This is a genomic window from Actinomadura sp. NAK00032, from assembly GCF_013364275.1.
GTDB lineage: Bacteria > Actinomycetota > Actinomycetes > Streptosporangiales > Streptosporangiaceae > Spirillospora.
In genome coordinates this window covers 4,392,063-4,411,957 of record NZ_CP054932.1, presented here as the reverse complement: position 1 = coordinate 4,411,957, position 19,895 = coordinate 4,392,063, and the positions used below count along the sequence as shown (strand labels likewise).

Below are 19,895 nucleotides of genomic sequence, written 5' to 3'. Positions count from 1 at the left end.
GTCGCGCCACGGCGCCGGTCCCCCACGAGGAGCACGATGAGCGACGGCATCACGCGGATGTTCGAGCTGACACCGCTCGGCGAGGACGCGTTCCTCGCCACCTCGCCGCCCGTGGGGCGGCCGCGGCTGTTCGGCGGGCAGGTGGCCGGGCAGAGCCTGCGCGCCGCGTGCCTGACCGCGGACGGGCGCCCGCCGCACTCCCTGCACGCCTACTTCATCCGCCCGGGGACGCCGGACGAGCCGCTGCGCTTCGACGTGGCCCGCACCCGCGACGGCCGCTCGTTCTCGACCCGGCACGTCACCGCGAGCCAGGGCGGCAAGCCGATCCTGGAGCTGATCGCCTCGTTCCACGCCCCCGAGGACGGCTTCGACTGGCAGCTCCCCGGGCCGGCGGACGCGCCCGGGCCGGAGGGGTTGCCCGCACCGGAGCTCCCGTCGTTCTTCAAGCATCCGGTCGGCTTCGACATCCGGGTCGTGGACCCGCCCGCCGACGGCGAGTTCCCGATGCCGCACCCGTTCTGGATCCGGGCGTCCGCGCCGGTCGGCGACGACCCCGCGCTGCACGCCTGCCTGATCGCCTACCTGTCGGACATGGCGGTGGTGAGCAGCGCCCGGGCGCCCGGCTCGCCGCGGCGGCTCGCCACGGCCGTCACCCTGGACCACGCCATGTGGTTCCACCGCCCGCCGCGGGCCGACCAGTGGCTGCTGTACTCGGTGGACCCGGTCACCAACCACGGCGCCCGCGGGCTCGCGCGGGGAACGCTCCACACCCTCGACGGCACCCTGCTGGTCTCGGTGGCCCAGGAGGCGCTGCTGCGCCCGGAGTCCTGACCGGCGTCAGGCGTCGGCGAGGGCCGGGACGGGCTGCGCGGCGGCCGGAGCCGCGGCGGGAGCGGCCGCGCGGGCGCGGCGCAGGCGGGCCAGGCCGTAGGCGGCGGCCAGCGCGGCGGCGAGGCTGACGGCGCCGGCGAGGAGCAGGGCCGCGCGGGGTCCGAGGGTGTCGCAGAGCGCGCCGAGGGCCGGGCCGCCGAACGCGCCGGACGCCGCGCCGACCATGCCCTGCGCGGCGATCACCCGGCCGCGCAGCCCGCCGGGGCTGTCCAGCTGGACGCGGGTGGCGACGGTGGTGTCGAACACGACCGCGCAGGCCGCGATCGGCAGCATCGCGGCGCCGAACAGCAGCAGGTCCGGGGCGCCGCCGCTCAGCATCTGCCCGGCGCCGCACAGCGCCGCGGTGACCAGCAGCAGCCGGAGCGGGAGGCGGGCGCGGGAGGCGGCGTAGACGCCGCCGAGGACGGTGCCGACCGCGAACGCCACCGACAGGGCGCCGTACCCGGCGGCGCCCGCGCCGAGCGGGCCCTGGCTCATCGCGGCCATGGTGACCTGGTAGTTGCGGCCGAGGCTGCCGAGCACGAACGCCAGCCCGAACATGATCAGGAGCCGGGGCGAGGCGAGCACGTAGCGCAAGCCCGCCGCGATGCCGCGCTCCCCCGGCTCGGCGGGCGGCAGCCGGTGCAGCTCGCCGCCGCGCATCAGCGCGATCGCGCCGAGCACGCCGAGGAAGCTCACGGCGTTCACCGCGAACGCGCCCGGCACCCCGGCGAGCGGGATCACGATCCCGGCGAGGCTCATCCCGAGGATGCGGCCGCCGGAGCTGAGCACCGAGCCGAGCGCGAGGCCGTTGGACAGGTCCTCGGGACCGACCACCTCGGCGCCGAACCGGCCGAGCGCGGGCGAGGTCAGCGCGGTGGCGACGCCGGAGACCAGCGTGATCGCGTACAGCCCGCCGGTGCCGCTCGGGTCCCCCGCCGCGATCACCGCGAGCAGGGCCGACAGCACCGCCTGGACCACCTGGCCGGCCGCCACGATGTACCGGGCGGGCAGCCGGTCTGCGATCACCCCGCCCCACGGCCCGATCAGCATCGTCGGCAGGGCCTGCAGGACGAGGCCGAGACCGACGCTCGTCGCCGAGCCGGTGATCGACAGGATGAGCCAGTTCAGCGCCAGGACCTGCATCCACGTCCCGGTGATCGAGACGAAGTCGGCCACGGCCCACAGCCGGTAGTTGTGATGGCGCAGCGAGCGCAGCATCACCGGGAACGCCAAGGTCTTCTCCCCCCAAAGGTCACACCAAGTGACCTCCAACGCCGGGTATGCCGGACGCGTTCCAAACCTGCGCAGTGTGCGAGATACATCACGTTTCCGCAGGTAGGCGGGGGGAAGCCGGGCGCCGCGCCGGATCCCCCGGCCCGCCGGGGCTAGGCTCGCCTTCGGCCGCCGGCGGGCGGGAGGATCGTGAACGGAGTGGGACCGGGTGAGCGAGCGGGCGTTCTGGGTGGGCACGTACACCGGCGAGGCGGGCGCCGGCGCCGGGATCTACCGGGTGGTGCGGCGCGCCGACGGGACGCTGGAGGCGCCGGAGCTCGCGGCCGAGGCGGTGAACCCGTCCTACCTGGCGGCGCATCCCGGCAAGGGCGTCCTCTACGCCGTGCGGGAGGAGGACGCGGGCGGTGTCGCCGCCTACGCGGTCGACGGCGGGCGGCTGCGGGAGATCGGCCGGCGGCCGGCGGGGGCGCTCCCCTGCCACCTGTCCGTCACGCCGGACGGCGGTCACCTGGTCGCCGCCGACTACGGGTCCGGGACGGTCCGCGCCTACCCCCTCGCGGGCGACGGCGGGTTCGCCGGGGACGCCGCGGTGGCGGCGGGGCACGGCACCGGGCCGCGCGCCGACCGGCAGGAGGGCCCGCACGCCCACATGTCCGCGCACGCCCCGGACGGGACCGTGCTCACGACCGACCTCGGCGCCGACCTCGTCCGCTCGTTCCGGATCGAGGGCGGGGCGCTGCGCCTCACCGGGGAGACGCCGCTGCCGGCCGGGTACGGGCCGCGGCACCTGGCCGTCCACCCGAGCGGGCACGTGCACGTGCTGGCCGAGCTGGCCGCGGCCGTGCTCGTGCTGCGGCCGCTGGACGGGTACGCGCGGCTGGAGGTGGCCGCCGAGTCGCCCGCGACGGCCGGCCCGGCGGGCGGCACGGCCCAGGGCGCGGCGATCAGGCTCGGGGGCGGCGGCCGGTTCGTCTACACCTCGATGCGCGGCACGGACGTGGTGACGGCGCACCGGGTGCTGGACGGCGGCGCCGCGCTCGCGCCGGTCGCGGACGTCCCGACGGGCGGGCACTGGCCCCGCGACCTGCACGTGGACGGCGAGTGGATGCACGTGGCGAACGAGCGCGGCGGCACGATCGCGACCTTCCGCATCGGCGGCGACGGCGTCCCGGTGCCCGCCGGGCCCCTCCTCGACGTCCCCTCGCCCGTCTGCGTGGTCCCCGCCTGACCGGCGTTTCCCGGGAGGCCCCACGGGCACGTGCCGGTCAGTAGACCGGACGATCAGGGAGCATCCCGACATGACGACGATCGCGACGACCAACCCGGCGACGGGCGAGGTCGAGAAGACCTTCGACGCGTTCACCGACGCGGAGGTCGACCGCCGCATCGCGCGGGCGGCGGAGACGTTCGCCTCGTACCGCAGCACCCCGCTGGAGCGGCGCGCGGAGTGGATGAACGCGGCGGCGGACATCCTGGACCGGGAGTCCGAGCAGATCGGCGCCATGCTGACGACCGAGATGGGCAAGACGCTGAAGGCGGCCGGGGCGGAGGCGCGCAAGTGCGCGAAGGCGTGCCGGTTCTACGCCGGGCACGCGGCGGAGTTCCTCGCCGACCGGCGCCCCGCCGCGCCGGGCGACGTCGGCGCGTCCGACGCCTACGTCCGCTACCAGCCGCTCGGCCCGGTGCTCGCGGTCATGCCGTGGAACTTCCCGCTCTGGCAGGTGATCAGGTTCGCGGCGCCGGCCCTGATGGCGGGGAACGTGGGGCTGCTGAAGCACTCCTCGAACGTCCCGCAGACGGCATTGTTCCTGGAGGACCTGTTCCGCCGCGCCGGGTTCCCCGAGGGCGCGTTCCAGACGCTGCTGATCGGCTCGGCGAAGGTCGAGCGGGTGCTGCGCGACCCGCGGGTGAAGGCCGCGACGCTGACCGGCAGCGAGCCCGCCGGCCGGTCGGTCGCCGCGATCGCCGGGGACGAGGTCAAGCCGAGCGTGCTGGAGCTCGGCGGCAGCGACCCGTTCGTGGTGATGCCGTCCGCCGACATCGGGGCCGCGGCGCGGACGGCGGCGGAGTCGCGGTGCCTCAACAACGGGCAGAGCTGCATCTCGGCGAAGCGGTTCATCGCCGACATCGGCTGCGCCGACGAGTTCGAGCGGCTGTTCGTGGAGCACATGCGCGCGCAGCGGGTCGGCGACCCGATGGACGACGCGACCGACGTCGGCCCGCTCGTCAGCGAGCAGGGCCGCGCCGACGTCGAGGAACTCGTCGCGGACGCGGTGGAGAAGGGCGCGACCGTGCTGTGCGGGGGGCGGCGGCCCGACGGGCCTGGCTGGTTCTACCCGCCGACCGTGATCGGCGGGGTGACGCCCGAGATGCGGATGTACCACGAGGAGGTCTTCGGGCCGGTCGCCTCGCTGTTCCGCGTCCGCGGCGTGTCGGAGGCGGTGGAGGTCGCGAACGCGACGGGCTTCGGGCTCGGCTCGAACGCCTGGACCCGCGACGACATCGAGCGGGAGCGGTTCGTCCGCGAGCTGGACGCCGGGCAGGTGTTCATCAACGGCAAGACGACGTCCTACCCGGAGCTGCCGTTCGGCGGGGTGAAGCGGTCCGGCTACGGCCGCGAACTGTCGGCGGACGGCCTGCGCGCGTTCTGCAACGCCAAGACCGTCTGGGTCGGCTGACCCCGCGTCACAGCTCCACGTGCCGGCCCGCGCCGGCCTCGCGGGCGCGTTCGACGATCACCGAGGCGGCGGCGGTGTCCTGCACGCCGATGCCGACGCTGTTGTAGAAGACGATGCCGGCGGCGTCCTCCCGGCCGGGGGCCAGGCCCGCGACGACGGGGCCGAGCGGCCGCACCTCCTCCGGGCTCAGGTGCCCGGCCCGGACGGCCGCCACGACGGGGCCGGCGTGGTCGAGCGCGGTCGGCACGTCGTCCACGACGACGGCGGCGGCCCGGGTGAGGACGGCGTCGTCGACCTCCGCCCGGTCCGGCGCGAACGACCCGACGCTCAGGACCGTGCAGCCGGGATCGAGCCACGCGCCGAGCACGACCGGTTCGGCGCTGGTGGTGGCGGTGACGACGATCTGCGCGCCCTCCACCGCCTCCCGGACGGACGCCGCCCGCTCGACCGGCGCGCCCAGCTCGTCCGCCAGCTCGGCGGCGACGGTGCAGGTATCGGGGTGCCGGCAGGCCACGGCCGTCCGGGCGATCGGGCGGACCGCCGCCATCGCGCGGGCGTGCGCGCGGCCCTGGACGCCGCAGCCGACGACCGCGAGCCGGGACGCGTCCGGCACCGCGAGGTGGTCGGCGGCCACCGCGCTCGCCGCCGAGGTCCGCAGCGTCGTGACGGCCTCGCCCTCGATGATCGCGACGGGCCGGCCGTCGACCGGGTCCTGCACGGCCACGAGCGCGGCGACGGTCGGCAGCCCGCGCGCCGCGTTGCCGGGGTGCACGCTGCCGAACTTGGCGACGGCCCCGGTGCCGGGCAGCCGGGACACGTAGCAGAACGCGACGTCGCCGTCCGGGCCGTCCAGCAGCAGGCGGGGCGCGAGCCGCGCCTGCCTGCGGCCGAGCGCGCCGAACGCGGCCCGCTGGGAGGCGATCGCCGCCGGGAGGTCGAACACGGCGCGCACGTCGGCGGCGGACAGCAGCAGGACATCGGCCATGGGGTGATCTTCGCGAGCCCGCCGCCGCGCTGTCGAGTGCGGAAGGGCAAGCGGTTCTTATCGATCACTACATGAGATCGCATGCTCGGCCGCCTCGACGGCCGTCCCGCGACGTTCCACGCTTTCACCATCCGCACCGCGAGCGACGGAGAGGCGCCGATGACCCCACTGACACCGCGGGACCGCCGCCGCCGGACCCGCCTGCTCGCCGCGGCCGGCGCCGGCCTGCTGCTGGCCCCGCTCGCCGCCGCGTGCGGGTCGGACGACCCGGCCGGGTCCGGGCCGATCAAGATCGGCGTCCCGGCGCCGCTGAGCGGGGACTCCGCCTCCGCCGGGCAGGACATCCTCGCCGCTGCCAAGGTCGCCGCCGCCGAGATCAACAAGGCCGGCGGGGTGGACGGCCGGAGCGTCGAGATCGTCGAGGCCGACGACCAGTGCAGCGCCCAGCAGGGCGCGCAGGCCGCGCAGAAGCTGCTGAACAGCGGGGTCGTCGCCGTCGCCGGCGGGTACTGCTCGGGCGCCGCGGTGCCGGCGATCCCGATCTACGGCCGGCGGAGCGTCCCGTTCGTGATGGACGCCTCCACCAACCCGTCCCTCACCGACTCCGGCAAGGGCAAGGTGTTCCGCACCTGCGGGCGCGACGACAACCAGGGCACCGTCGCCGCGAAGTTCATGACGGGCGAGCTGCGCGCGCGCCGGATCGCGCTGCTGCACGACAACACCACCTACGCCAAGGGCCTCGCGGACGCGGCGGGCGAGTCGGTGAAGCAGCTCGGCGGCCAGGTCGTCTACGCGGACGCGCTGCAGCCCGGCCAGTCCGACTACAGCCCCGTCCTCACCAAGATCGCCTCGACGCGGCCGGACGTGCTGTACTTCACCGGCTACTTCGCCGAGGCGGGCCTGCTGATGAAGCAGCGCGAGCAGCTCGGGCTGAAGTTCACGCTGATGGGCGGGGACGCGACGACCGACTCGACCGTCCTGAAGACGGCGGGCCGGGCCGCCGCGGGCTACATCGCCACGACCGCGCCGCTGGCCAAGGACCTGCCCGCCGCCGGGAGGTTCGTGTCCGCCTACAAGGCCGCGACCGGCGCCGACCCCGGGCCGTTCTCGGTGTACGAGTACGACGCGGTCAAGGTCGTCGCGAAGGCCGTCGACGACGCCGGGTCCACCGAGGGCGCGGACATCACCGCCGCGCTCCACAAGATCAAGGACTTCCCCGGCATCACCGGGCCCATCACCTTCGACGACAAGGGCGACCGGACCGACCCGCTCTACATCACCGTCCGCGTCGAGGACGGCGCGTTCACCGCCTACAAGAAGCTCGACAAGAGCGGCGCCACCTGGGTGGACGCCAAGACCTCGTGACGAGACCCCTGCCATGAGCGAGTTCGTCCAGTACCTGGTGAACGGGCTGACGATCGGGGCGTTCCTCGCGCTGATCGCGCTCGGCTACTCGATGATCTACGGGGTGGTCCGGCTGATCAACTTCGCGCACGGCGACGTGTTCATGATCGGGGCGTTCGCCGGGTTCGGGACGCTGACCACGCTCGGGGTGACGGGCGGGATGGCGCTGCCCGCCGTCCTCGCCGCGGTGGCGGTCGGCGCGCTGACCACCGGCGTCGTCGGCACCGGGATCGCCAGGGCCGCCTACGTCCCGCTGCTGTCCTCGCCGCGGCTGGCGCTGCTGATCTCGGCGATCGGGGTGTCGCTGGCGCTGGAGGAGGGCGTCAAGGTGCTGACCAGCGCCCGGTTCAAGTCCTACCCGAACGCGCTGGACGGCGGGCGGCTCCTCAGCGGCGCCGTCCGCGTCACCTACGGCCAGCTCGCCCTCGTCGTGCTGTCGGTGGTGCTGATGGCGGCGCTGTGGCTGTTCGTCACCCGGACCGTGACCGGGACCGCGATGCGCGCCCTGGCGATGGACCGCGACGCCGCCCGGCTCCAGGGCGTCAACGTCGAGCGGCTGATCCTCGCCACGTTCTTCGTCGGCTCGATGCTCGCGGGCGCGGCGGGCGTCATGTACGGGCTCTACTACGTGCAGATCAGCTTCGGGATGGGGTTCCTCATCGGGCTGCGCGCGTTCACCGCCGCCGTGCTCGGCGGCATCGGGAACCTGCCGGGGACGATGGTCGCGGGCGTGGCGATCGGGCTCGTCCAGTCGTTCTCCGCCGGGTACGTCTCGTCCCGCTGGACGGACGTCATCATCTTCGGCCTGCTCATCGCGGTGCTGGCGCTGAGACCGACCGGCCTGTTCGGCGAGCGCGTCGTGGAGCGGGCGTGAGGCGGCGCGCGGGCGCGGAGACCGCGGCCCGCCACGGCGGCTGGCCGCTGCTGATCGCGCTGGCCCTCGCCGCCGGGCAGGTCCTGGACGACTACGCGCTGACCGTCGCCGGCACGATCCTGATCTACGCGATCCTCGGGCTCGGGATCAACATCGTCGTCGGGTACGCCGGGCTGCTCGACCTCGGGTTCGCGGCGTTCTTCGCGATCGGCGCCTACACGGCCGGGCTGCTGATGCTGAAGCTGGAATGGGACTTCTGGCTGACGCTGCCCGCCGCGATCGCCGCCGCCGCGGTCGCCGGGGTGGTGATCGGGTATCCGACGCTGCGGCTGCGCAGCGACTACCTCGCGATCGTCACGCTCGGCTTCGGCGAGATCATCCGGATCACGGTGGTGAACCTGGAGGTCACCGGCGGCCCGAACGGGCTGACCGGGATCCCGCCGGTGGCGGTCGGCGGCCGGGAGATCGTCCTGCCGCAGGACTTCTTCTACCTGGCCCTCGCGTTCTTCGCCGTGGTACTGGCCGCGACGGCGCTGCTGGCGCGGACGCGGCTGGCGTTCGCGTGGCGCGCGATCCGGGCCGACGACACCGCCGCCGAGGCGGTCGGCGTCCCGGCCCGGCGGGTGAAGCTGCTCGCCTACGTGCTCGGCGCCATGACCGGGGCCGTGGCGGGCCCGCTGAACGCCGCGCAGCTCGGCACCGTGGACCCGTCCAGCTTCACGTTCCTGACCTCGCTGATGATCCTGCTGGTGGTGATCATCGGCGGGATGGGCAGCCGGCCCGGCGTCATGGTCGGCGCGATCGTGATCGTCGCGCTGCCGGAGGTGCTGCGGAGCGTCCAGGAGTACCGGGGGCTGTTCTTCGCGCTGCTGCTCATCGTGATCGTGATCCTGCGGCCGCAGGGGGTGTGGCCGTACCGGCCGCGCCGCCTCCGGCTCCCGGCGCAGGCCGGCCCGGCGCCGGAGCCGCCGGCCGCCGCCGGGACCCTGCTGGAGGTGGACGGGCTGTCCCGCGCGTTCGGCGGCGTCACGGCCGTGGAGGGGCTCGCGCTGCGCGCGGACGCCGGGCAGGTGGTGAGCGTGATCGGCCCGAACGGCGCGGGCAAGACGACGGCGTTCAACTGCATCACCGGGATGATCCGGCCGTCCGCCGGCTCCGTGGCGCTGGCCGGGCGGAGCGTGCGCGGCCTTTCGCCGCACCGGGTCGCCGCCGCCGGGCTCGCCCGCACGTTCCAGAGCATCCGGCTGTTCGAGGAGATGACGGTCGCGGAGAACGTCCTCATCGGCCGGTTCGCCCGCGACCGGGGCCTGCTGCGCGCGCCGTCCCGCGCCGACCTGGAGGCGGTGCGGCGCTGCCTGGAGTTCACCGGCCTGCTGGAGGCGGCCGACCGCCCGGCGGGCGGGCTCCCCTACGGCGGCCGGCGCCGGCTGGAGATCGCGCGGGCCCTCGCCGCCGAGCCCCGCGTCCTGCTGCTGGACGAGCCGGCGGCGGGCGCGAACCCGACCGAGAAGCGGGCGCTGATGGAGCTGATCGCCCGGATCGGCGCGCTCGGCACCGCGGTGGTGCTGATCGAGCACGACGTCGCGCTGGTCATGTCGATCTCCGACCGGGTGACGGTGCTGGAGCACGGCCGGGCCATCGCCGCCGGGCCGCCCGCCGAGATCCGCGCGGACCCGCGGGTCATCGCCGCCTACCTCGGCGTCCCGGACGACCCGGAGTCCGGCCTCGTCACGGAGGTGCTGCGATGACGCTGCTGCGGGTGAGCGCCCTGCACAGCCGGTACGGGGCCGTGGCGGCGCTGGCGGGCGTCTCGTTCGAGGTCGGCGAGGGCGAGATCGTCGCGCTGCTCGGCAGCAACGGCGCCGGGAAGACCACCGCGCTGCGGACCGTCACCGGCCTGCACCGGGCCCGGTCGGGCCGCGTCGAGTTCGGCGGGCGCGACGTCACGAGGCTCGCCGCGCACCGGATCGTCGCGGCGGGGCTCGGGCACGTCCCGGAGGGCCGGCGGGTGTTCCCGGCGCTGAACGTCGCGGAGAACCTGCTGCTCGGCGGCTACCTGCGGCGCCGCGACCGGGCGGCGGTCGCGGCCCGCCGCGAGGAGGTCTACGCGATGTTCCCGCGCCTCGGCGAGCGGCGCGGGCAGCTCGCCGGGCTGCTGTCGGGCGGCGAGCAGCAGATGCTCGCGATCGGCCGGGCGCTGATGCTGCGGCCCCGGCTGCTGGCGCTGGACGAGCCGACGATGGGGCTGGCGCCGCGGACGGCGCAGCAGGTGCTGCGGGTCGTCCGGGACATCCGCGACCAGGGCACGACGGTCCTGATCGTGGAGCAGAACGCGCACCAGACGCTGCGGCTCGCCGACCGCGCCTACGTGCTGGAGACCGGCCGGATCGCCCTGGAGGGCCCCGCAGCGGCGCTCGCGCGCGACGACCGGGTGAAGGCCGCCTACCTCGGCGGCGACCCGGTCATCGAGCCGACCTGACCAGGGCCTCGGCCGCGTCCTCGATCGCCCGCTCCGACAGCAGGACATGGGCCGCGGCGTCGCCCAGCGGGATGAAGCTGTCCTCGCTCGCGACCCGGGCCGCGCGCCCCTCGAACCCGGCGTCGGCGAGCGCCGCGAGGACGCCCTCGGACACGCCGCCGGTGCGGCGCGTCTCGTCCGCGACCAGCACGGCGCCGGTGGCGCGCGCCTCGCGGAGCAGGTCCGCGACGGGCAGCGGGGCCAGCCACCGCAGGTCCAGCACCCGGCACGCCACGCCCCGGGCCGCGAGGCGCCGCGCGGCCCGCAGGCTCATCCGCACGCCGTTGGCGAACGTGGCGATGGTCAGGTCGCGGCCGTCCCCGTAGGTGCGGGCGCGCCCGACCGGGACCGTCCCGCCGGCGGGGGCGAGCCAGCCGCCGTCGCCGTCCTCGTGCAGGTCGCGGACGTGGTAGAGCGCGATCGGCTCCAGCACCGCGCACACCCGGCCGTCCCGTTCGGCGGCGTCCGCGCAGGCGCGCAGCATCCCGGCGGCGTCGTCGGGCCGGGCGGGCGAGGCGATCACGAGGCCGGGTATGTCGCGGAGCGCGGCGACCGCGTTGTCGTTGTGGAAGTGGCCGCCGAAGCCCTTCTGGTAGGCGTAGCCGGCGATCCGCACGACCATGGGGTTGCGGTACCGCCCGGCCGAGAAGAACGGCAGCGTCGCCGCCTCGCCGCGGATCTGGTCGGCGGCGTTGTGCAGGTAGGCGAGGTACTGGATCTCCGGGACCGGCAGCATCCCGGCGAGCCCGAAGCCGAGCGCGAGGCCGAGGACGGACTGCTCGTCCAGGATCGTGTCGAACACCCGCGCCGCCCCCGCCCGCCTCAGGAGCCCGCGCGTGACGCCGTAGACGCCGCCCTTGCGCGCCACGTCCTCACCGAAGACGACCATGCCCGGCCGCTCGTCCAGCAGGGCGCCGAGCGTCCGGTTGATCGCCTGCGCCACCGTCACCGGCTCCCCTGCGGGGGGCCGCTCGCGCCGGGAGGGGCCGGCGGCGCGGAGCGGTGCCATGACCTCGGCGGCGGACGAGAGGCGGGGCGCGCCGGCGGCCTTCTCCGCCAGGGCCGCGACCTCGGCGCGCTTGGCCTCGTAGCGGTCGATGATCCCGGCTGGGGTCGCCGCCCCCAGGCCGACGAGGAGCCGCGCGGTCGCCAGGAGCGGGTCGCGGCCGAGGCCCGCGGTCAGCTCGGCGGGCGTCCGGTAGGACGACTCGACGTCGGAGCCGGCATGGCCCATCAGCCGGACGGTGCGCAGGTGCAGGAACGCCGGACGGCGCTGCTCGCGCACGTACGCGGCGGCCTCCGCCGAGACGGCGAACGCGTCGGCGAGGTCGCAGCCGTCCGCGTGGAAGTAGGCGAGGCCGGGGCGCGACCCGTAGGCGGCGTGGATCCAGCCGGGCGCCGTCCGGACGCTGATGCCGAGGCCGTTGTCCTCGCAGACGAGCAGGAGCGGCAGCGGCAGCCCCTGGAACGCGCAGTTCACGGCCGCGTTGACGGCGCCCGCCGCGGTCGAGTGGTTGGCGGACGCGTCCCCGAAGCTGCACACGACGACGGCGTCGCGCGGCCACGGCGTCGCGAGGCCGAGGCGCGCGGCGCGTTCGATCGCGAACGCCAGGCCGAGCGCGCGCGGGAGGTGCGAGGCGATCGTGGACGTCTGCGGAATGACGTTCAGCGGGCCGCTGCCGAACACCTTGTGCCGTCCGCCGGCGATGGGCTCCTCGGCTGCGGCGACCAGGCCGAGCAGCACGTCCCGCAGGGGTGTCTGGCCGGGGACCTGGCGTGCGCGCTCCAGGAAGAACGCACCGGAGCGGTAGTGCAGCAGCGCCGGGTCGTCGGGGCGGAGCGCGGCGGCGACGGCGGCGTTGCCCTCGTGGCCGGACGAGCCGATCGTGTAGAAGCCGCGGCCCCGCGCCCGGAGCCAGCGGGCCGCCAGGTCGAGATGGCGGCTGCCGAGCTGGGCGTCGAACAGCTCCAGGCACCGCTCGCGGCTCAGCGGGCCGGGCGCGGCAAACCCGCCGGAGGGCGGCGCCAGGGACGCCGCCGCCTCCAGGAAGTGCGCGTCGGTGGGTTCGGGCATGCGTCGAGCATCGGCCGGGGCGGCCCGCGTTCCCAAGCCCCGCGAGGCCGCGAACCGGTGGGGACTTGGCCAAGGATCGCTTAACGCCCCGCCGGGCGAGAGGCTCAGCCGGGCTTGGCCTGGCGGTAAGGAAGCCGCGCTCTGCCCGATCTTGGCGCGGCGCGGCGGCCCGTTCACGCTGGGACCGTGCTCTCCTCCGTCATCGGCGGCGCCCGGATCCCGGCCGGCCCGCGCGTGTACCGCTCCACCGACCCGTCCCGCACGTCCGAGACCGTCGCCGAGGTGTCCCTGGCGGACGCCGCCGACCTCGTGCGCGCCTGCCGGACCGCCCGCGCCGCGCAGGACGCCTGGCGGGACGTGCCGCCGCCCGTCCGCGGGCAGGCCGTCGCCGCGCTCGGCCGGCTGGTCGAGGCGAACAAGGCGGCGCTGGCCCGCGTCGTCGTCCGCGAGGTCGGCAAGCCGTACGCCGAGGCCCTCGGCGAGGTCCAGGAGATCGCCGACACGTGCGCGTTCTTCCTCGGCGAGGGGCGGCGGCTGTACGGGCAGACCGTTCCGTCGGAGATGCCGGACAAGCAGCTGTTCACGTTCCGCGACCCGGTCGGCGTCGTCGCCGTCGTGACGGCCGGGAACTTCCCGGTCGCGGTGCCGTCCTGGTACATCGTCCCGGCGCTGCTGTGCGGGAACACGGTGGTGTGGAAGCCGGCGGAGTACGCGGCGGCGTGCGCCGAGGCGTTCTCCGCGCTGCTGGCGCACGCCGGCCTGCCGGACGGCGTCCTCAACGTCGTGTACGCCGACGGCCCCGAGACGTTCGCCGGGCTGGAGCGGGCGCTGGGCGAGGGGCTCGTCGGCAAGGTCGGCTTCACCGGCTCCACCGAGGTCGGATCGCGGATCGGGGAGCTGTGCGGGCGCCACCTCCAGACGCCGTGCCTGGAGCTCGGCGGCAAGAACCCGATGGTCGTCACCGAGGACGCCGACCTTCCGCTCGCGGTCGAGGGCGCGCTGTTCTCCGGGTTCGGGACGGCGGGGCAGCGCTGCACGTCCCTCGGCACGGCGATCGTCCACGCGTCGGTGCACGGCGAGTTCGTCCGGCTGCTGGACGCGGCGGTGCGGGCCGCGGCCGTCGGCGACCCGGCGGGCGACGTGCTGTACGGGCCGCTGATCAGCGAGCGGTTCGCGGACGGGTTCGAGAAGACCCTCGGCTGGATCGGGCCGGGCCACGCCCTCCACGGGTCGACCGGCACCGGGCGGATCACGGCGGCGAACCCGCGCGCGGGCTTCACCGGCGACGCCGCCGCGGGCCTGTACTACCACCCGGTGGTCGTGGACGGGGTCGGCCCCGGCGACGAGCTGTTCATGAACGAGACCTTCGGCCCGATCATCGGCGTGGCGTCCTACCGCACGCTGGACGAGGCGGTGGAGCTGGCGAACGCGCCCGGCTACGGCCTGTCCGCGTCCGTCTACACGGCCGACCCGGCGAAGGTGTTCGCGTTCCGGCGGCGGATCTCGGCCGGGATGGTGAGCGTCAACAACTCCACGTCCGGCGCGGAGGCGCACCTGCCGTTCGGCGGCAACGGGCGGTCGGGCAACGGCAGCCGCCAGTCCGGCGCCTGGGTGCTGGACCAGTTCACCCGCTGGCAGTCGATGAACTGGGACTACTCGGGACGGCTGCAGAAGGCGCAGATGGACGTCGTGGGGATCGAGCCCGACCTCGGTTTCCGGCTCTAGGGGCGGCGGGTGGAGACCGAGGCGGAGGTCGTCGTCATCGGCGGCGGCGTGATGGGGACGAGCATCGCGTTCCACCTCGCCGAGGCGGGGGTGCGGGGCGTGGTGCTCGTGGAGCGGGACGAGCTGGGCTCCGGTTCGACGTGCAAGGCGGCGGGCGGCGTGCGGGCGCAGTTCTCCGACGAGGTGAACGTCCGGCTCGGCGCCCGCAGCCTGGAGGCGTTCGCCCGGTTCGGCGAGCGCCCCGGCCAGGAGATCGACCTGCACCGGGTCGGGTACCTGTTCCTGCTGTCGCGGCCGGAGGACGTCGCCTCGTTCGAGCGGGGCGTCGCCCTGCAGAACGAGCTGGGCGTGCCCAGCCGCATCATCTCGGTCGCGGAGGCCCGCCGGCTGTCCCCGCTGATCAGCGCGGACGGGCTGCTGGCCGCCGCGTTCTCCCCCGACGACGGGCACTGCACGCCCGAGTCGGTCGTGCTCGGCTATGCGACGGGCGCGCGGCGGCACGGCGCGGCGATCCGCACGCACTGCGAGGTCCTCGGCATCGAGGCGGACGGCGGCGATGTCACGGCGGTCGTGACGTCGCGGGGCCGCATCGCGACGCCCGCGGTCGTCTGCGCGGCCGGGCCCTGGTCGGCGGCGGTCGGCGCGATGGCGGGCGTCGCGCTGCCGGTGGAGCCGCTGCGCCGGCAGATCGTGTTCACCGAGCCGATGCCGGGCCTGCCGCGCCCGGTGCCGATGACGATCGACTTCGCCTCGTCGTTCTACTTCCACGCCGAGGGCGCGGGGCTGATGCTCGGGATGTCGGATCCGGAGGAGGCGCCGGGGTTCCGGCTCGGCCGCTCCGACGCGTGGCTGCCCCGGCTCACCGCGGCGATCGGCGCCCGCGCGCCCCGGCTCCTGGACGTCGGGCTGACCGGCGGCTGGGCGGGCCTGTACGAGGTCACCCCCGACCACAACGCGCTCATCGGCGAGGACGAGCACGTGTCCCGGTTCCTGTACGCGACGGGCTTCTCCGGCCACGGGTTCCTGCAGGGGCCGGCGGTCGGCGAGGTCGTCCGGGACCTGTACCTCGGGCGCGCGCCGTTCACCGACGTCGGCCCCCTGCACGCCGCGCGGTTCGCCGGCGACGCCCTCCGCCCGGAGGCCAACCGTGTCTGACGTGCTCGCGCTGATGGACGAGTGGGGCCCCGAACGCGTCGTGTGCGTGTCCGACACCCGCACCGGGATGCGGGGCGTCCTCGTCATCGACAACACCGCCCGCGGGATGGGCAAGGGCGGCATGCGGATGAGCCCGGCGGTGACGGTCGCCGAGGTGGCGCGGCTGGCGCGCGTCATGACCTACAAGTGGGCGGGCGCCGACCTGTTCTTCGGCGGCGCGAAGGCCGGGATCGCGGCCGATCCGGCGGCGCCCGATCGGGAGGCGGTGCTGCGGTCGTTCGTCCGCGCGCTGGCGCGGGAGATCCCGAGCCGGTACGTGGCGGGGCTCGACATGGGGCTCACCGAGCGGGACGCGGCGGTCGTCCAGGACGAGCTGGGCGACCGGGGCGCGGCCGTCGGCACCCCGCACGCCCTCGGCGGCATGCCCTACGACGAGCTCGGCGTCACCGGGTTCGGGGTCGCCGAGGCCGCCGACGCCGCCGCCCGGCACGCCGGGACGTCGCTGCGCGGCGCCCGCGCCGTGGTGCAGGGGTTCGGCGCGGTGGGGCACGCGGCGGCCAGGCGGCTGGACGAGCTGGGCGCGGCCGTCGTCGCGGTCTCGACCGTGCACGGCGCCCTGCACGACCCCGACGGCCTCGACGTCGGGCGGCTCCTGGCCCTGCGGGCGGAGGCGGGCGACGCGGCCGTGAAGGAGTACGGCGGCGGGCGGCTGCTGGACGTGGGCGCCGAGCTCCGCCTCCCCGCGGACGTCCTCGTCCCGGCCGCGCTGCAGGACGTCATCGACGCGCGCACCGCCGCGGACGTGAAGGCGAAGATCGTGGTGGAGGGCGCGAACCTGCCCACCGGCCCGGCCGCACAGCGGGTCCTCGCCGCGCGCGGGATCACCGTCGTGCCCGACTTCGTGGCGAACGCGGGCGGCGTCGTCGCGGCCGGGTTCGCGATGGACGCCCGGTACTCGGCGTTCCGCCCCGACCCCGGCGCGGTGTTCGCGGCGGTGTCGGCGAAGATGCGGGAGAACACCGCGAAGGTGCTCGCCGCCGCCCATGCGGACGGCACGACCTCCCACGAGGCGGCGGTCGCGCTCGCGCAGGAGCGGGTCCGGGCCGCGATGGAGCTCAAGGGCCGGTGGCGCCGCTGATCTCCGCCTCGACGCAGCGGGCGACCTCGGTGAGGCCGCGCATGGCGTCCTTGACCAGCGGGTTGGTGTTGGTGGAGCGGCGCAGCACCGTCACGTGCCGGCGCGGCGCGCGGCGGCTGAGCCGCAGCATCCGCAGGCCCGGCGCGGGCACGCAGCCGAGCGCCGGGACGAGCGCGATGCCGAGGCCGCACCCGACGAGCCCGCACACCACCGCGTAGTCGTTGCTGCGGAAGGCGATGTTGGGGGTGAACCCGGCGGTGCCGCACAGCCGCAGCAGCGCCCGCGCGCCGGAGCTGTCGGGGCGGCTCGCGATCCACGTCTCCGACCGGAGGTCCCGCAGCCGGACGGTCCGGCCGCCGGCGAGGGGGTGGTCGCCGGGCATGCACAGCACGAGGCTCTCGTCCATCACCGGCGTCTCGACGACCTGGTCGGGCCAGGTGCGCGGGAACAGGTCGTACCGGTAGACGAGCTGGAGGTCGAGGTCGCCGTCGAGCAGCTCGGGCAGCAGCTCGTCCGGCTCGCCCTCCGACAGGGTGATCTCGATGCCGGGCCGGATCCGGGACAGCTCCGCCAGCACCCGCGGCAGGATGCGGGCGCTGGCGGTCGGGAAGCTGCCGAGCTGCAGCGCGCCGCGCTCGCCGCTGGCGACGGTGCGCAGCTCGCGCTCCAGCGTGGCGAGCGCCGACAGCACGTCGTTGCCCTTGCTGACCAGCAGGAACGCCGCGCTGGTCGGCCGGACGCTGCGCGCCCGGCGCTCGAACAGCAGCAGGCCGCAGGCCCGCTCCAGCGCGGCGACCTGCTGGGACACGGCGGAGGCGGTGTAGCCGAGGTTGCGGGCGGCGTCCGCGAAGGACCCGGTGCGCACGACCTCGCGCACCGTCTGGATGTGCAGGGGACTGATCATGGGCGCACCCCGTTCAGCTCCGTGAGCGTCGCCCCCGCCGACTCCTCCCGACCGTGTTATCCCCTGGGGGGCGGCCTCCAGACCCCCGATGGAGGCTTCCGCTCCCCCTGGGCCCGGTCAGTGTCACCCTCTGGGGGAACCCCAGACCCCCGACGGAGACTGACCGTCGCCTTCCGCTGCGCTCCAGGCGCCGGTCAGTCGTGTTTGGGCCTCTTCGCCACCAGTGTCAGCACGTCGTACTTGGCGACCGAGGCGCCTTCCTGGTTGGTGACGTCGGTGTCCCAGCGGACCTCGCCGTACTCGGCGCCCTCGCGCGGGCTGATCTGCTTGGCGGTGAGGGTGACGGTCAGCTCGTCGCCCGGTTTGACGGGCGTGAGGAAGCGCAGCCGCTCCAGCCCGTAGTTGGCGAGCACGGGGCCGGGCGCCGGCTCCACGAACAGCCCGGCCGCGAACGACACGACGAGGTAGCCGTGCGCGACGCGCCCGCCGAAGAACGGGTTGGCCTTGGCGGCCTCCTCGTCGGTGTGGGCGTAGAAGGTGTCGCCGGTGAACTCGGCGAAGTGCTCGACGTCGTCGAGGGTGACGGTGCGGGGGCCGCCGACGGCGGTGTCGCCGACGCGCAGGTCCTCCAGGTACCTGCGGAACGGGTGCTCGCCCGTGACGGTCCGGTCGGTGCCGGGGACCCAGCGCCCGGTGATCGAGGTGAGCATCGCCGGCCCGGACTGGAGCGCGGTGCGCCGCATGTGGTGCACGACCCCGCGGACGCCGCCCAGTTCCTCGCCGCCGCCGGCGCGGCCGGGGCCGCCGTGGACGAGCGGCGGCAGCGGCGACCCGTGCCCGGTGGACTCCTTCGCGTCCTCGGCGTTCAGCACGAGCAGGCGCCCGTGCCAGGGCGCGAGCCCGAGGACGACGTCGCGGGCGAACTCCGCGTCGGCGGTCACCACCGACCCGGCGAGGCTGCCGCGGCCGCGCGCCGCCAGCTCGACCGCCGCCTCGGCGCCCTCGTACGGCAGCAGGGTGCTGACCGGCCCGAACGCCTCCACCTCGTGCGGCTCGGCGCGGCCGGGGTCGTCGGCGCGCAGCAGGATCGGGGACAGGAACGCGCCGCGCTCGGCGTCGGCGCCGACGACGTCGACGTGCAGGGGGTCGCCGAAGACGGTGCGGCCGGCGTCCATGAGGGCCTTCAGGGACCGCCGCACCTCCTCGCGCTGGTCGAGGGTGGCGAGGGCGCCCATCCGGACGTCCGGGTCGCCCGGGTTACCGACCGTGACCTTCGCGAGCCGGTCGCGGACGGCCCCGGCCACGTCGTCGATGAGCGCGGCCGGGACGAGCGCGCGCCGGATGGCCGTGCACTTCTGGCCCGCCTTCACCGTCATCTCGGTGACGAGCTGGTCGGCGAACAGGTCGAACTCCCGGGTGCCGGGCGCGGCGTCCGGTCCGAGGATCGAGCAGTTCAGCGAGTCGGCCTCGGCGGTGAACCGCACCGAGTTGCCGACGATCGCGGGGTGGGTGCGCAGCAGCCGCGCGGTGGCCGCCGACCCGGTGAACGCGACGATGTCCTGCTCGGTGAGGTGGTCGAGGAGGTCGCGCGGGGCGCCGCAGACCAGCTGCACCGCGCCCTCGGGCAGGATGCCGGACTCCACGACCAGCTCGACCAGCCGGGCGGTCAGGTAGGCGGTCTGGCTCGCCGGCTTGACCAGGCTCGGCACCCCGGCGAGGAACGCCGGCGCGAGCTTCTCCAGCGGCCCCCACACCGGGAAGTTGAACGCGTTGACCTGCACCGCGACGCCGCGCGAGGGGGTGCACAGGTGCTGGCCGACGAACGTGCCGCCCTTGCCGAGCGGCTCGACGTCGCCCTCGATCAGCACCTTCTCGTTCGGCAGCTCGCGCTTGCCCCGGCTCGCGTAGGCGAACAGGACGCCGATGCCGCCGTCCACGTCGAACCTCGCGTCGTTCAAGGTGGCGCCCGTCCGGGCCGACAGCGCGTACAGCTCCTCGCGGTGCTCGCGCAGATGGGACGCCAGCGCCTTGAGCAGGGCCGCGCGCTGGTGGAACGTCAGCTCCCGCAGCACCGGGCCGCCGACCGCCCGCCCGTACTCCAGCGCGGCGCCCATGTCGACCCCCGCCGAGGAGATCCGGGCGACCTCCTCCCCCGTGACGGCGTCGTGCAGCGGCGCCCCCTCGTCCTCCGGAGCACGCCATGAACCCGACACATAACTGCGCAGCACGACCACCGCGACCTCCTCGTCCTTATCTCTGAGTCTTCTTGCCACCGACGAGCCTCGTTCACGCGTCGCAGAGATGACAGCCGGGAGCCGTTCCGTTTGTGTACTC

The 19,895-nt window shown here is 75.3% G+C and carries 15 protein-coding genes; 10 read left to right on the top strand and 5 right to left on the bottom strand.

The features are described from left to right. The first annotated feature begins 36 nt into the window (after positions 1-36). Positions 37-831 carry an acyl-CoA thioesterase II gene (locus tag HUT06_RS20465; protein ID WP_176197209.1) on the top strand — a complete coding sequence of 265 codons (795 nt, stop codon included), beginning with the start codon at positions 37-39 and terminating at the stop codon, positions 829-831. Between the two features lie 6 nt (positions 832-837). Here HUT06_RS20465 and HUT06_RS20460 read toward each other — a convergent pair whose 3' ends face one another. Then, a complete protein-coding gene (locus HUT06_RS20460) occupies positions 838-2,106 on the bottom strand; it encodes an MFS transporter (RefSeq protein ID WP_217711359.1) in 1,269 nt (422 codons plus the stop codon). Between the two features lie 208 nt (positions 2,107-2,314). On the opposite strand from HUT06_RS20460, the gene HUT06_RS20455 reads away from it, so the two are divergent. Together HUT06_RS20455 and HUT06_RS20450 are read left to right on the top strand one after the other, a co-directional pair. Continuing rightward, positions 2,315-3,334: a lactonase family protein gene (locus HUT06_RS20455; protein WP_176197208.1), complete on the top strand. Its 1,020-nt coding sequence runs from the start codon at positions 2,315-2,317 to the stop codon at positions 3,332-3,334. A gap of 70 nt (positions 3,335-3,404) precedes the next feature. Further along, complete coding sequence (locus HUT06_RS20450) at positions 3,405-4,784, top strand: NADP-dependent succinic semialdehyde dehydrogenase (protein ID WP_176197207.1); 1,380 nt, start codon at positions 3,405-3,407, stop codon at positions 4,782-4,784. 7 nt (positions 4,785-4,791) lie between these two features. On the opposite strand, the gene HUT06_RS20445 is transcribed toward HUT06_RS20450, so the two are convergent. After that, positions 4,792-5,769, bottom strand: a complete 978-nt coding sequence (locus HUT06_RS20445) for an ornithine cyclodeaminase family protein (protein WP_176197206.1) — start codon at positions 5,767-5,769, stop codon at positions 4,792-4,794. Between the two features lie 159 nt (positions 5,770-5,928). Between HUT06_RS20445 and HUT06_RS20440 the strand changes: the two genes are divergently transcribed. From HUT06_RS20440 to HUT06_RS20425, 4 genes are read left to right on the top strand one after another with little or no spacing between them, the layout of a single operon-like run. Beyond that, complete coding sequence (locus HUT06_RS20440) at positions 5,929-7,134, top strand: branched-chain amino acid ABC transporter substrate-binding protein (protein ID WP_176197205.1); 1,206 nt, start codon at positions 5,929-5,931, stop codon at positions 7,132-7,134. Between the two features lie 13 nt (positions 7,135-7,147). Further along, positions 7,148-8,047, top strand: coding sequence for a branched-chain amino acid ABC transporter permease (locus tag HUT06_RS20435; protein ID WP_176197204.1), 900 nt, complete (start codon positions 7,148-7,150; stop codon positions 8,045-8,047). After that, positions 8,044-9,795 (top strand): ATP-binding cassette domain-containing protein, encoded by a 1,752-nt coding sequence (locus HUT06_RS44625; protein ID WP_254715291.1) that lies wholly within the window; start codon positions 8,044-8,046, stop codon positions 9,793-9,795. The genes HUT06_RS20435 and HUT06_RS44625 overlap by 4 nt, the downstream gene beginning before the upstream one ends. A 2-nt stretch (positions 9,796-9,797) precedes the next feature. Beyond that, positions 9,798-10,526, top strand: coding sequence for an ABC transporter ATP-binding protein (locus tag HUT06_RS20425; RefSeq protein WP_368407031.1), 729 nt, complete (start codon positions 9,798-9,800; stop codon positions 10,524-10,526). On the opposite strand, the gene HUT06_RS20420 is transcribed toward HUT06_RS20425, so the two are convergent. Further along, positions 10,510-12,639 (bottom strand): thiamine pyrophosphate-dependent enzyme, encoded by a 2,130-nt coding sequence (locus HUT06_RS20420; protein ID WP_176197202.1) that lies wholly within the window; start codon positions 12,637-12,639, stop codon positions 10,510-10,512. The genes HUT06_RS20425 and HUT06_RS20420 overlap by 17 nt on opposite strands. A gap of 186 nt (positions 12,640-12,825) precedes the next feature. Between HUT06_RS20420 and HUT06_RS20415 the strand changes: the two genes are divergently transcribed. Genes HUT06_RS20415 through HUT06_RS20405 form a run of 3 tightly spaced genes read left to right on the top strand, consistent with a single transcriptional unit; the run spans position 12,826 to position 16,657 of the window. Then, a complete protein-coding gene (locus HUT06_RS20415; protein WP_176197201.1) occupies positions 12,826-14,364 on the top strand; it encodes an aldehyde dehydrogenase family protein in 1,539 nt (512 codons plus the stop codon). Positions 14,365-14,373: 9 nt separating this feature from the next. Beyond that, entirely contained in the window at positions 14,374-15,519 is a 1,146-nt protein-coding gene (locus HUT06_RS20410) for an FAD-binding oxidoreductase (protein WP_176197200.1), read from the top strand. Next, positions 15,512-16,657 (top strand): Glu/Leu/Phe/Val dehydrogenase, encoded by a 1,146-nt coding sequence (locus tag HUT06_RS20405; protein ID WP_176197199.1) that lies wholly within the window; start codon positions 15,512-15,514, stop codon positions 16,655-16,657. The genes HUT06_RS20410 and HUT06_RS20405 overlap by 8 nt, the downstream gene beginning before the upstream one ends. Here the strand turns inward: HUT06_RS20405 and HUT06_RS20400 are convergent. Together HUT06_RS20400 and paaZ are read right to left on the bottom strand one after the other, a co-directional pair. Further along, positions 16,635-17,561 (bottom strand): LysR family transcriptional regulator, encoded by a 927-nt coding sequence (locus HUT06_RS20400; RefSeq protein WP_176197198.1) that lies wholly within the window; start codon positions 17,559-17,561, stop codon positions 16,635-16,637. The genes HUT06_RS20405 and HUT06_RS20400 overlap by 23 nt on opposite strands. A gap of 194 nt (positions 17,562-17,755) precedes the next feature. Continuing rightward, positions 17,756-19,795: a phenylacetic acid degradation bifunctional protein PaaZ gene (paaZ, locus tag HUT06_RS20395; protein WP_176201496.1), complete on the bottom strand. Its 2,040-nt coding sequence runs from the start codon at positions 19,793-19,795 to the stop codon at positions 17,756-17,758. Positions 19,796-19,895: the final 100 nt, after the last annotated feature.